We start from the raw sequence: 12,790 nt of genomic DNA on the forward strand, positions 1-12,790 counted from the left end.
TGCCCGGGCAAACCCTAGGATGGGATACCCGGTTCAGGCGACGTCCGCCTCGGGTTGCCAGATCATCGGCAAGGTCGCCAGCAGGGCCTGGACCATGGGATTGTCCGCACTGGCACGACGATGCAGCAGGCACAGCGGGCATGGCAGCCGGGCGCCATCCCAGATGACGGCCTGGCCGCTCTGCACCATGCCGGCGGCCAGACGCTCGCGCATGATCCCCAGGGCCACACCGGACTGCACCAGTTCGATCATCGACGCTTCTTGATCGGCCTCGACCACGGTGTTGTGCGACAGGCCGCGTTCGGCAAACATCTGCGCGACCATGCCGTGCTGCGAGCTGCCGGCGGGCGTCGCCAGCCACGGCATGGCAGCAAGCTCCTGCAGGCTGGCCCCGCGCAGCTTGGCCTCCCACGCGGCGGGCGCCACCACCACGTAGTGCTCCACGGCAAGCGGGTGCACGGTGATCTCCGGATCGTGCAAGGTGCCCAGGTAGAAGCCTGCGTCGACCTGGCCATCACGCAGCATCTGCAGCACGCTGCCAGAAATGCCGTGTGCCAGCGTCACATCGATGTGCGGATAGAACTGCAGCAGCGCCGCCAGCAGCGGCCCCAGTCGGATCGACTCCGGATCGATGATCGTGCCCAAGCGCAGCACACCGGAGACATTGCCCCGCAGCGACGATGCCAGTGCCGTCATCTCCTGCGTGGCATCGACCACGCGCCCGGCAATCGGCAGCAAGCGTCGGCCCGCAGCGGTGACCGTCATGCCGGTGGGCGTGCGGTCGAACAGCAGCACGCCCAGCTCATCCTCCAGCCCCTTGATCTGCTTGGAGATGGCGGATTGCGTCAGATGCAGTTGCTCTGCAGCGCGTGCGAGCTGGCCGGTGCGTGCAACAGCAAGTACAGCCTTGAGTTGATAGAGTTCCATGGGGCAGCGCCAAATGGCCGATCGCGGATCAGCGGGACGCCGCCACGAACGGCTTCACGGTATCCAGCACCGTGGCTTCCTGCTCCCGATGCGGCACGTGACCGCAGTGCTGCAGCAACGCCAGCCGAGCCGGTGCGCCGGCCAAGGTCACAATGCGCTCGGGCTGCGCGGTCGAGCCATACTCGTCTTCCGTACCGTGCATGGCGAGCACCGGGCAGCGGACACCCAGCAGGTCTTCATCCAGGCACCAGTCGGCAAACGCGGGCGACAACCACGTGCTGACCCAGGCATCCAAGACCCAAGGCGCCTTGTCGCCGTGATACCGCTCCAGGCGTGACATCTGGCCGGGCTCGGCAAACTGGGCCTGGGCAGTGCGGATGCCGGCGCGCGTCTGCTCTTCAACAAAGGCTTGCGCAGACTCGGTGATCAGCCCAGCGCAACGGTCCGGATACGCGGCAGCAATCGACACCGCCATGCCGCCGCCCACGCTGTGGCCAAAGACAATGAAACGCTCCACGCCAAACTGGTCAATCAGGGCGGAAAAGCCGGTATGGGCCTCCTGGCGGATGAAATCCGCCCCGATCGGGCCCCGGTGCGAATCCGACTGGCCGAAACCGAGCCGGTCATAGGCAATCACCGCGCGCCCGGTCGCCTGCGCCAGGCGCTGCGGAAACTCGCGCCACAGCGCAACGCAGCCGAGCGAATCATGCAGCAGCACGATGGGCGGCAGCGCGGCGTCATCCGCCGCGCCACCCCAACGCTTGGCATAGAGACGGCCGTTGACGGTGGTGACCCACGTCTCGGCTGCGTCCAGGGAAAGCGACTCCGTCATATCCGAGCGCCGGGTTCAGAACACGCGGTCGAGCCAGCTGTGCGGATCCGGCGCGCGGCCGTTCTGCAGTTCGACCAGTGCAGCCTTCAGCTTGGTGGTCAGCGCGCCCGCCCCGCCATCGCCGATGGTGAAGTTGTGCTTGTGGCCCTTCACTTTGCCGATGGGCGTGACCACGGCGGCGGTACCGCATGCAAAGGCTTCACGCAAGCGACCGCTCTGGGCGTCGGCCTGCCATTGGTCGATGGAATACGGCTCTTCGCGCACGGTCAGGCCCATGTCGCGCGCCAGGGTGATCAGGGAATCGCGCGTGATGCCTGGCAGAATCGTGCCGGTCAACGGGGGCGTCTGCAGCGAGCCGTCTTCAAAGACGAAGAACACATTCATGCCGCCGAGTTCTTCAATCCAGCGGCGCTCCACTGCATCAAGGAAGACCACCTGGTCGCAGCCCTCGCGTGTGGCTTCGGCCTGGGCGAGCAGGCTGGCCGCATAGTTGCCGCCGCACTTGGCATCGCCCGTACCGCCGGGTGCGGCGCGCGTGTAGGTGTCCGACACCCAGATCGTGACAGCCGCCGACGCGCCGCCCTTGAAGTACGCGCCCACCGGGCAGGCGATCACGCAATACAGATATTCAGCCGCGGGCTTGACGCCCAGTGCAACCTCGGTGGCAATCATGAACGGCCGCAGATACAGCGCGGAACCCTCGCCCGACGGAATCCATTCGCGGTCCAGCTTCACGAGTTCGCGCACGGATTGCAGGAACAGATCTTCCGGCAGCGCGGGCATTGCCAGGCGCTTGGCGGAGTTCTGGAAGCGGCGTGCATTGGCGTCGGGTCGGAACAATGCACCGCCGCCATCCGGCAGCCGATACGCCTTCATGCCCTCAAAAATTTCCTGCGCGTAGTGCAATACCTGCGTCGCCGGATCCGTCGGGATCACACCGCGCGCGCCCACCTTCGCGTCGTGCCAGCCTTTGCCCTCGGTGTAGCGGATGGTGGCCATGTGGTCGGTGAACACGCGGCCGAAAGCCGGGCTCTCCAGCAGGCGAGCACGCTCGGCGGCGGGCACGGGGTTCGGGTTCTGTTCGATCGAAAGGGTCGACTCGACAACGTTGTTCATACCGTCTCCATGGGGTGCGAGGGGCGCAAAAACGCCCAAACCGCTATTTTGCGCCATTGCCGGTGCAATTTGGTTGCGTATTCACGCGCGCGCCGTTGCCCAGGCCGAACCAATCCCCCAGCGACGCTCCAAATGAAATACCCCGACGCAAGCGGCAATGCCGCCCACATCGGGGTATCTCGTTCACGGGCGAGGTCAGCAAGCCTTTATTTTCAAAGACTTACTGGCCGCCCAGGCAAGTTTGCGTCAGAACTTGTGACGCAGCGCAAGGCGCACGGTGGCCTGCGAAGACGTCGAAGACGGTGCCGCCGTGGTCGGCACGAATGCGCCGTCCAGTGCCGCTGCGCCGGTCTTGCCGCCAGCAACGTGCTGATACGACGTCTGCAAATACACGTCCGTGCGCTTGGAGAAGGCGTAGTCCGCCATCAACCCCACCGTGTGGATGCGCGGCGTGGCCCGACCGGTCGACGCATCGTACTTCAGCAGTGACAGCACATACTGGCTGCCCAGGAAGAACGCTGGCGTGATCTGGTACTTACCGCTGACTTCAAAGTTGTGGTACTTGATCGCGTCGACCGTTACACCCGGCGCGGCAATCGCGCTCACGTAGCTATTGCCAGTCGGGTTGCGGTAGTTCGAGTTGGAGTACACAAAGCCAACCGTTGCCGGGCCCGTCGTGTAGTTGATGCCCGCCCCGAAGACGCGCATTTGCGACGCAATGTAGGTCGCGTCGTTCGTTGCCAGGGCACCGCCGGGGGTACTGCCGACCCTGCTGCCAAACATGTAGCCCGCACCCAGCTTGAGCCCGCCGTTGGTGTACTTCGCGCCGAAGCTATAGACGCGGTTATCGGAGAACGATGTGCTTTCGCCAAACGCGTACGCACCGCCAAACTGGAAGCCGCCAAAATCGGGGCTCGCATACTTGATTGCGTTATCCAGGCGGAACGAGTTGTCGGTATTGTCGTTGTCGAACGGGTGTGCAAATTGCCAGCCCGCCCAGTTGCCGTTTGCGGTCGTGGGCGCGAGAAAATCCACCACGGAGTCATACTGGCGACCCAGCGTCAGCGTACCCGCCTGGGCGTCGCTCAGGCCCACATAGGCTTGCCGGCCAAACATGCGCCCGCCCTGTCCAAATCGGCCAGTGTCTGCGCTAAAGCCGTTCTCCAATTGGAAGATGGCTTTCGTACCAGCGCCCAGATCCTCGCTGCCACGCAAGCCCCAGCGGCTGCCTTGCACATGACCGCTTGCCATCTCCACGAGGCTGTGGCCGCCGACGTTGTTGGTGTAGTTAATGCCTTGGTCAATCACGCCATACAGCGTGACGCTGCTTTGCGCAGCTGCCGCTCCGGCCCATGCGGTCGATACCGCGAGCGCGACAACGTGTCTCTTCATTCCTGCTAGCTCCCTAAGTCAGTCGTTTTTTTGTCGTATCAAACTGCGTGGCGAATGCACACCCACGCGTTCGCCAGCGGCCGCGACGGGCGACACGTTGGCATGCACCGCACCCAGCACCAATGAGATTGATCTGAATTGGGCAGATCACATGGCGCACGCTCAAGCCGCTGGCGACACCACCACCGGTTCATGTGCTTCGACACGACGTACGGCTGCCGCATCGCGGGCTGCTGCACCCTGGAGAATCAGATCCGCGCCCTTCTCCGCAACCATCATCGTTGGCGCGTTGATGTTGCCGGACGTGATGTTCGGAAACACCGACGCGTCGACCACCCGCAGACCAACCAGACCATGCACGCGCAACGACGCGTCGACGACCGACGTGGCCGCATCCGGGCCCATCGCGCAGGAACCGCACAGGTGGTAGATCGAACCGGATTGCTCGCGGAAGTACTGCAACAGATCCTCATCGGACTGCATCTGCGGCCCCGGTGAAATCTCTTCCACCGTCATCGCCTTCAGGGCTGGCGCACACATCAGCGATCGAATCACCTTGCTGCCCTGCACAGCCTCGTCAAGGTCCTTCTGCGTCGTGAGCGCGTTGATGTGGATCTTTGCCGCATCCTCTGCACGGTTTGAGGCGATCTCGATCGCGCCACGGCTCGTCGGTCGGCATGGATTGAACGCAATCAGAAACCCCGAGTACGGTTCCGGTTCGATGCTCGCGTGCTCGCTCTTCGGAATCCGGTACGACAGCGGGTTGAAATAGAGCTGGATGTTCGGCGCTTGCACATCCGGCGCACCACGGAAGAAGCCACCCGCCTGGTTCACGCTCATCGCCAGCGGGCCACGCTTGGTCGACAGGTAGCGCAGGCCGATCTTCATCTTGCCAAGCAGCGTGCCCATCTCGTCGTTCAATGTGGGGCGATTCGCCTTGAAGTAGAAGCTCACGCACAGGTGGTCCTGCAGGTTGCGCCCAACGGCCGGCAACGCCTGCACGACCGGCACCTGATGACGCCTGAGCAAGGTTGGATCCCCCACGCCGGACAACTGCAGCAGCTTGGGGGTATCGACCGCGCCCGCAGCAAGAATCACCTCGCGCGACGCACCGATGACCTCATCACCGCTAGGGCCTGCCACGACCACGCCAACGGCGCGCTTGCCGTCAAACTGCACACGTCGCACCAGGGTGCTGGAGCGCACGGTCAGGTTCGAGCGGCTTTCCGCTGGGCGCAGATACGCGAAGCTGCTCGAGCAACGCTCACCGTTCTTCGTGTTCAGGTCGTAGATGCCAGCGCCCTCGAACTGCGCACCGTTGAAGTCGTGCGTACGCGGCAGTTTCAGCTGCTCGCAGCCCTTCAGGAATTCGTGGACGATCGGGTGCACATCCGCCTTCATCGACGTGATGTGAATCGGCCCGGCCGCGCCGTGATGCTCTGGATCGGTCGCGGCGGCCGCGTGCGATTCAAGCTTGCGGAAATAAGGCAGCACATCGTCGAATGACCAGCCCAGGTTACCGGCTGCCGCCCAGTCGTCAAAGTCGCTGCGCTGACCACGCACGTACACCATCGCGTTGATCGAACCGGAGCCGCCCACCACCTTGCCGCGCGGGCAGTAGAGCTTGCGCCCGCTCAGTTCCGCCTCCGGTTCGCTGTAGTACATCCAGTTGTACAGGCGGTTGTAGTAGGTCTTGGTAAAGCCGACCGGCACCTTGAACCAGAACGAGGCATCGCGCTCGCCGGCCTCGATCAGCAGTACCGAGTACTTGCCGGATTCGCTCAGCCGGTTCGCCAGAATGCAGCCGGCCGAACCCGCGCCGACGATGATGTAGTCGTAAGTCATGCCGCCCTCGTCGCGCAATCAGCCCTTGGCGGGCGCCAGGTCTTTCACGTCGACAGGCTTTTCGCCCATCTGCAGATGCAGGCGCTGGCCGGTGTACGGCGAATGCGCGCGCACCACGTCCATGTTCAGCTCGATGCCCAAGCCGGGTTCGTTGGACGGGATGATGTAGCCGTCTTCCCAGCTGATCGGCGTCTTGACGACTTCTGCGTGGAAACCACCCCACGTCATGATGCTTTCCTGGATCAGGAAGTTCGGCGTGCAGGCGGCAAGCTGGATGCTCGCGGCCGCGCCCACCGGGCCGTTGTACAGGTGCGGTGCGATCTGCGCGTAGTGCACTTCCGCCAGCGTGGCGATCTTCTTGGCTTCGAGCAGACCGCCGACGCGCGCAACGTTCAGTTGAAGAATCGACGCGCCGCCCGCTTGCAGCAGCTTGTGGAATTCGTACTTCGTGGTCAGGCGTTCGCCCGTGGCGATGGGGATGGACGTGTGCTGCGCGATGGTTGCCATGGCCTCTTCCTGGCCAGGCGGCACCGGCTCTTCAAACCACAGCGGATCGTACTTCTCCAACCGCTTGGCCAGGCGGATAGCCGATGACGGCACCATCTGACCATGCGTGCCGAACAGCAGGTCGGCCTTGCTGCCAACCGCTTCGCGCACGCGGCGGCAGAACAGCTCGCAGCGGTCGAGCACTTCCATCGACAGCTGATGACCGGAGTAAGCGGTGTACGGACCAGCCGGGTCGAACTTCACGGCGGTGAAGCCTAGCTTGACGTTTTCCAGCGCGCATTCTGCTGCGAGATCCGGATCGTCGTAGTCGTACTCGCCCTGCGCGTTCTTCGGGTACAGATACGTGTACGAACGCAGACGCTCGTTCACCTTGCCGCCCAGCAGTTCATGCACCGGCTTGCCCGCAGCCTTGCCGATGATGTCCCAGCAAGCCATCTCCAGGCCGCTGACCACGCCCATCATCGTGAGGTCGGGGCGCTGCGTGAAACCACTCGAATAGCACTGGCGGAACAGGCGCTCGGTGTGATGCGGGTCCTGGTTCAGCAGGTAGCGCTCGAACACATCTTCGATGATCGGCACCATGGCTTTGGGATGGAACGTTGCCGAGTAGATTTCGCCCACGCCCTCGATGCCGTCGTCAGTTTTGATCTTGACGAACAGCCAGTACATGCCACCCACATGCGGTGGCGGAACAGCAACGACGTGTGTTTCAAGCGAGACGACTTTCATGGCGTTTCCTTCTTGCGGTTCAAGCGTTGTTTGAGGATGGCTGCTGCGCCCGCACCCAGCAGGGCAACGGCGGCGATGTAGCCGAAGAACAGTTGATAGCCACGCGCGCCGGCAAAGGTCTGCGTGATGTAGCCATTGATGAGCGGAAGGAACACGTCGGGCGCATAGCCCAGTACCGAGATCAGGCCAATGGCAAGGCCGGCACAATGCGGCGGCACCTTGCAGTCATCCAGCAGCGACCAGTAGAGCCCGCGCACCGCATAGGTCAGGATGCCGATGAACAGCACCAGCACCACCAGCATGGCTGCGGGGCTATGGGTCGGCGCGAAGATCAGCCCGACCAGCGATACTGCCGCAAGCACCAGCGCCCAGAACAACACCGACGCCTTGGACGTGCGATCGCCCAGCCAACCACCGCCAATGCCGCCAATCGGGCGCATCCACAGCTTGAGCGTCGCGATGGCGCCTGCTGCGGTAGCGCTCAGGCCAAAGCCGCCTTCGTGCAGATAGGCCGAGAAGCTGTAGGTTGCCCAGAACACCTGATAGCCGCAGAACACGATGGCGACGACCAGCCACAACTCGGGAATGGCGGCGAGCGTTTTCAGATCGGCCAGCACGCTCCCACGCTTGGCGCTGGCAGCCTTGGCACCGCGCTGCGCGGCAGGCTGACCGTCCTTCACCAGCGCAAGCAGCACACCCAGCGCAATACAGCAGAACGCATACAGGTGGACGACGCGCTTGAAGCCCTCGATATCCGAGTCGCCACGTGTTTGCGTGACATAGGCGAACAACGCAATCGCAATGGTGGCGAGCAGCGCCTCGATCAGTCCACGCCCACCATCGAGCAAACCAAAGAAGCGCCCCTGCTCATCCGGGCCGGCAATCATGTTCACGCGCTTGATGACCGCAGCCCAGAACGTCAGCCCCGTGCTCAGGCCCCAGGCACCAAAGATCACCACCAGCACCGCGAACGACGGCCCGGTTACGTACAGCAGGCCGAGCGCGCCCGTCGCCAGCAGCGAAAAGCAGATCAACCAGCGCGGCGGCAGGCGGTCTGCCAGCCAGCCGCTGGGCAGGTAGCTCAACAGGAAAATCGTGCCGAGCGACGAATACAGATAGCCCAGTTGCACATCGTCGATGTGGAAGAACGCCAGCATCGTCGACTGGTAGACCTGCCGCAGATACAGCATCGGGTAGATCGCACCGGCAGCGATCACCAGCAACATCAGCTGCACATAACGCTGCGTGCGTGCGTTACGCGAAGCGCGCGCGTCGGTCGACAACGCGACGGAACCTGCCTGAGTCGATTGCGTCTGCATGGCTTGGAACGCCTCTACGTCCTTATGCCCGCTTCGCCTGACGGCCAAAGCGACGCTTCAAAACCAGCGCACCAAACGCGCCACACAGCGCCACCGCCACGATGTAGAAGAAGAAGTAGCGGTAACCCAGCCCATGCGGATACTTGGTCGTGAGATGCCCGCTAAGCAGCGGCAGAAAGATATCGGGCGAATAGCCGATCATCGAAACCAGGCCAATGGCCAGGCCCGTGCAATGCTCGGGCACCTTGCACTTATCGAGCAGCGCCCAGTACAAGCCGCGCACACCGTACGCCATCAGCCCCACAAACAGTACGAGACCCACCAGCGCGACCAGCGGAGCCCCCGCAGGCATCAGCGCCAGGGTGGCCAGGGCCGCGCTACCGCACACCAGCACACCGGCCAGCACGCCCTCGCGCGACAGCTTGTCGGACAGGTAGCCACCACCAATGCCGGCAACCGGACGCGTCCACATCTTTGCCATGGTGATGAAGCCGGTCACCGTGGCGGCCAGGCCGAAATCGCCCACCCGCAGATAGGCCGCAAAGTTGTAGGTGGACCAAAACAGTTGATAGCCGCAGAACACCACCGCCGCGAGAATCCACAGGTCCGGAATCTTGGCCAGGGTCTTCAGGTCGTCCAGCGTGCTGCCCTTGCGCGCTTTGGCTTTGGGTGCCGCGGGCACGACGCCCGACCGCTTGTCCTTGATGAAGGCCAGAACGGTCGCAATCACCATGCACAAGGTGGAGTACATCAGCAGCACCACGCGGAAGCCTTCGAACTCCGAGTGATTGCGTGTGAAATAAGCAAACACCGAGACGGCGATGAAGGCCAGTGATGCCTCGACCAAGCCGCGACCGCCATCGAGCATGCCGAAGAAACGTCCGCGCTCGCTGTCGGTGGCGATCGAGTTCACCCGCTTGATGACGGCCGACCAGAACGTGAGGCCGGTGGAGACGCCCCAGCAGCCGAAGATCACCATCAGCACCGGAAACGCCGGCGCCGTCGAATACAGGAACCCGAGCGCGCCCGTGAGATACAGCGAGAAGCTGATCAGGATACGCGGCGCGACGCGGTCTGCCAGCCAGCCGCTGGGGATGTAGCACGCAACGAATACCAAGCCCAGCGTGGAGTACAACTGACCGAGCTGTATGTCGTTGATGCCAAAGAACGCCTGCATCGTCGGCCCGTAGTACTGCCGCAGATACAGCATCGGGTAGATCGTGCCGGCTGCCAGCACGACAAGCGCCAGCTGGATGTAGCGTTGCGTGCGTGCGGACTGCTGCGCGTCACCGGCAGAGCGCGACGCAGCTTGCGCCGCCGAGGTGGAGGTCGTCATTTGGGTGGTCTCCGAGGAAAGCGTGTCCGCTGTTCCAATTGTTCTTTTTGGGGGAAACGGCGCGCCGCGCTACCGACTGCGAAAACACGGCGCGGTACGGCCAGCCGGTCAGTACTTCATGACCACCAGACGTGTTTGCGTGAACTCGAGCATCCCGTGCTTGCCGTCGTCGCCGCCAAGGCCGGATCGCTTCCAGCCGGCGTGGTAGCCCTGGTATGGATCAGCCGGTGTGCGGTTGACGTACAGCTCGCCAGATTCGATGGCATTGGCCACCTTCATGGCGGTGCGGTAGTTCTCGGTGTAGAGCACCGATGCCAGGCCGAACTGATGGTCGTTGGCCAAGGCAATGGCTTCGTCGATCGTGGAGTAGCGCAGCACGGCCAGAATCGGACCGAAGGTCTCTTCCTGAACGATCTCCATGTCCTGACGGCAGTTGGTCAGCAGCGTGGCCGGGTAAAAGAAGCCGGGACCATCGGGCAGCTTTCCGCCGGTCTCCAGCGTTGCACCGTCGGCAATGGCACCCTCGACCATCGCGTGAATGCCGGCGCGCGCCAATGCGCTCACCTGGGGCCCCATGCACGACGGATCAACCGCACGGTCACCGATGCGCACGGCGGCCATCTGCCCCTTGAGCAGGGCGACAAAGCGGTCGTGCACGCTCTCATGCACGTACACGCGCTCGATGGCCGTGCAACGTTGACCGCAATGTGCGACCTTGGCCGCGACAAGCGCAGCGGCCACCGCTTCCAGGTCTGTATCCGGCTCAACGATGGCAGGCGTCTTGCCGCCAAGCTCCAGCGACGGCTTGGCAATGTTCACCTTGCAGTAGTCGAGTACCTTGCGGCCGGCATTCACGCTGCCCGTGAGCGTGATCATGCCGACCGCCGCGTGGGTGCATAGCACCTCGGCCGTGGCGTGATCCATCGCCAGAATGTTGACGACACCCGGCGGAAAGCCGGCATCCTCAACCGCCTTTGCAATTTCGAAAGCCGAAACGGGCGTGTTGTTGCTGGGCCGAACCACCACGGTGTTGCCCGTAATCAGCGCCGGGGCGATCTTTCGCAGCAGCGTATAGACGGGGTAGTTGAACGGAATCAGGCACGCCACAACGCCGATCGGCTCGCGTTGCAGGAAGAGGCTCTCGTCCGGCGCATCGCTGGGGATCACCTCCCCCTCGATCCGGCGTGCCCACTCGGCGTGATAGCGCGTGATCTGACCGGCGTAGATGGCTTCGTTTGAAGCGTCTTCCAGGCTCTTGCCCGACTCCCGCGCGAGCGCTGCGCTAATCTCGGGGGCACGCGCCGTCAGCGCGTCGGCGAGCTTGTGCAGGTAAGCTGCGCGCTCGGTGCTCGGCAGCTTGCGCCAGGCCTTCTGCGCGGCGGCCGCTGCCTCGACAGCGGCGACTGCCTCATCGGCTGTCGCCGCCGACACGCGTGCAAACGGTGCTTCGGTGGCGGGGTTATGAACAACGATGACTGCATCGCATTGCGCATCGGCAAACCGGCCGTTCACATAGTTGCGCTCGGTACGCATGAAGAGGCTCCTTCGGACGGATGCACTAATCGCCGCATGAGCGATCGCGCATCACAGGACAGGAGCGCATTCTGTTCAGCCGTTCAGAGCCCGACAAACGACTTATTGTTACAGCGGGTATGCGAAAAACTCATGCTGTATCCACCGATCTGCCGCAAGCGCGCGCCACACAAGGCGATGCGCGAAACCACAGCAAGAATCGCCAATCATGCGACACCGAAAAATTCGGACGTATCCGAATGTCGACAAGCGACGAAGCGCATAACGTCTCGCCGCGTCGACGTCGAAAACGTGCCTGGGCGTTGTGACATAGTTTGACTTCCCGCAAACCAGCGGAGCCGGCATCGACGAACCAGAGGACACCGACACCATGCGACGCCTACCATCGCTGATCGCGCTGCGATTCTTCGAGGAGACCGCGCGTCACCTCAGCTTCAGCCGCGCGGCGGCTTCGCTGTTTGTTACGCAAAGCGCGGTCAGCCGACAGATCCGCCTGCTGGAAGACGCGCTTGGCGCGCAGCTTTTTGAGCGTGACCACAAAGGCGTCAACTTGACCGATGCTGGTCAGCGCCTTCTGCCGTTTGTCGAGCAGGCGTTCAACGCCATCGAGCGCGGCGTTGGAGAGGTGGCCGCAGCGCCTCCGAAAACGAAGCGCCGCCTCACGGTATCGCTGCCGCCCACGCTAGCGACACAGTGGTTCTCGCCACGGCTGGGCACGCTCTCTGAGGCGCAGCCGGATGTTGAACTGTCGATCCGCACCGATGCGTCGGACGACTGCGATTGCCGCATCCGTTTCGGACGCGCAGCGCTGCCGGACATGCATTCAGAACTACTGATGATGGAGCGGCACGCCTTGGTGGGTGCGCCGAGATTTTCGGGCGAAACACTCGATACGCTGTTCGGCAAGCTGTCGCCATTGCATGTATTGCACGAGGGCAAGCGCCTGACGATGTGGGTCGACTGGTGCGCGCAAGCAGGCATCCCCTACACACGGGTTAGCGATGGCATCGAATTTTCGACACTCGAGCAGGCGATCCACGCCGCGCGCAAGGGTGCGGGGCTCGCCATCGTTGATCTGAACATGATCGAAGAGGAGATCGGTGACGGCACGCTGGTGCGGCTGTCGCCCGCGCAGGTGGTCGGCCCGTTCGGCTACTGGCTGGATGTTGAGCCAGCCAACGTAGCGGCCGAACACGTACGTGCATTTGCTGCGTGGTTGCGGGAGCAAGTGGCGGAGCGGACCTGACTGGCAGG

The 12,790-nt window shown here is 63.3% G+C and carries 10 protein-coding genes; 1 reads left to right on the forward strand and 9 read right to left on the reverse strand.

From position 1 onward, the window contains the following. Positions 1–33: 33 nt before the first annotated feature. The 9 genes from C404_RS32040 to aldA form a co-directional block, all read right to left on the reverse strand. Entirely contained in the window at positions 34–927 is an 894-nt protein-coding gene (locus C404_RS32040; RefSeq protein WP_021192767.1) for a LysR family transcriptional regulator, read from the reverse strand. A gap of 28 nt (positions 928–955) precedes the next feature. Continuing rightward, complete coding sequence (locus C404_RS32045; protein WP_021192768.1) at positions 956–1,759, reverse strand: alpha/beta fold hydrolase; 804 nt, start codon at positions 1,757–1,759, stop codon at positions 956–958. A 15-nt stretch (positions 1,760–1,774) separates the two neighbouring features. Beyond that, on the reverse strand, positions 1,775–2,875 hold the full coding sequence (locus C404_RS32050; RefSeq protein WP_021192769.1) for a branched-chain amino acid aminotransferase: 1,101 nt from the start codon (positions 2,873–2,875) through the stop codon (positions 1,775–1,777). A 246-nt stretch (positions 2,876–3,121) separates the two neighbouring features. Further along, entirely contained in the window at positions 3,122–4,267 is a 1,146-nt protein-coding gene (locus C404_RS32055; protein WP_021192770.1) for a porin, read from the reverse strand. 162 nt (positions 4,268–4,429) lie between these two features. After that, positions 4,430–6,112 carry a GMC family oxidoreductase gene (locus C404_RS32060; RefSeq protein ID WP_031328729.1) on the reverse strand — a complete coding sequence of 561 codons (1,683 nt, stop codon included), beginning with the start codon at positions 6,110–6,112 and terminating at the stop codon, positions 4,430–4,432. Positions 6,113–6,130: 18 nt separating this feature from the next. After that, positions 6,131–7,348: a mandelate racemase/muconate lactonizing enzyme family protein gene (locus C404_RS32065; protein WP_021192772.1), complete on the reverse strand. Its 1,218-nt coding sequence runs from the start codon at positions 7,346–7,348 to the stop codon at positions 6,131–6,133. Next, complete coding sequence (locus tag C404_RS32070) at positions 7,345–8,667, reverse strand: MFS transporter (RefSeq protein WP_021192773.1); 1,323 nt, start codon at positions 8,665–8,667, stop codon at positions 7,345–7,347. Before C404_RS32070 ends, C404_RS32065 begins: the two co-directional genes overlap by 4 nt. A gap of 22 nt (positions 8,668–8,689) precedes the next feature. Beyond that, on the reverse strand, positions 8,690–10,003 hold the full coding sequence (locus tag C404_RS32075; RefSeq protein ID WP_021192774.1) for an MFS transporter: 1,314 nt from the start codon (positions 10,001–10,003) through the stop codon (positions 8,690–8,692). A 108-nt stretch (positions 10,004–10,111) separates the two neighbouring features. Further along, the gene (gene aldA, locus C404_RS32080) at positions 10,112–11,536 is read right to left on the reverse strand and encodes an aldehyde dehydrogenase (RefSeq protein WP_021192775.1); all 1,425 of its coding nucleotides are present in this window, start codon (positions 11,534–11,536) and stop codon (positions 10,112–10,114) included. A 370-nt stretch (positions 11,537–11,906) separates the two neighbouring features. On the opposite strand from aldA, the gene C404_RS32085 reads away from it, so the two are divergent. Continuing rightward, a complete protein-coding gene (locus C404_RS32085; protein WP_021192776.1) occupies positions 11,907–12,782 on the forward strand; it encodes a LysR substrate-binding domain-containing protein in 876 nt (291 codons plus the stop codon). Positions 12,783–12,790 lie beyond the last annotated feature (8 nt).

Source organism: Ralstonia sp. AU12-08 (genome assembly GCF_000442475.1).
Classification (GTDB): Bacteria; Pseudomonadota; Gammaproteobacteria; order Burkholderiales; family Burkholderiaceae; genus Ralstonia; species Ralstonia insidiosa.

Excerpts from the sequence above, each read along its gene's own strand:
- C404_RS32040 (WP_021192767.1), bottom strand. The coding sequence starts at position 927 with ATGGAACTCTATCAACTCAAGGCTGTACTTGCTGTTGCACGCACCGGC.
- C404_RS32045 (WP_021192768.1), bottom strand. The coding sequence starts at position 1,759 with ATGACGGAGTCGCTTTCCCTGGACGCAGCCGAGACGTGGGTCACCACC.
- C404_RS32050 (WP_021192769.1), bottom strand. The coding sequence starts at position 2,875 with ATGAACAACGTTGTCGAGTCGACCCTTTCGATCGAACAGAACCCGAAC.
- C404_RS32055 (WP_021192770.1), bottom strand. The coding sequence starts at position 4,267 with ATGAAGAGACACGTTGTCGCGCTCGCGGTATCGACCGCATGGGCCGGA.
- C404_RS32060 (WP_031328729.1), bottom strand. The coding sequence starts at position 6,112 with ATGACTTACGACTACATCATCGTCGGCGCGGGTTCGGCCGGCTGCATT.
- C404_RS32065 (WP_021192772.1), bottom strand. The coding sequence starts at position 7,348 with ATGAAAGTCGTCTCGCTTGAAACACACGTCGTTGCTGTTCCGCCACCG.
- C404_RS32070 (WP_021192773.1), bottom strand. The coding sequence starts at position 8,667 with ATGCAGACGCAATCGACTCAGGCAGGTTCCGTCGCGTTGTCGACCGAC.
- C404_RS32075 (WP_021192774.1), bottom strand. The coding sequence starts at position 10,003 with ATGACGACCTCCACCTCGGCGGCGCAAGCTGCGTCGCGCTCTGCCGGT.
- aldA (WP_021192775.1), bottom strand. The coding sequence starts at position 11,536 with ATGCGTACCGAGCGCAACTATGTGAACGGCCGGTTTGCCGATGCGCAA.
- C404_RS32085 (WP_021192776.1), top strand. The coding sequence starts at position 11,907 with ATGCGACGCCTACCATCGCTGATCGCGCTGCGATTCTTCGAGGAGACC.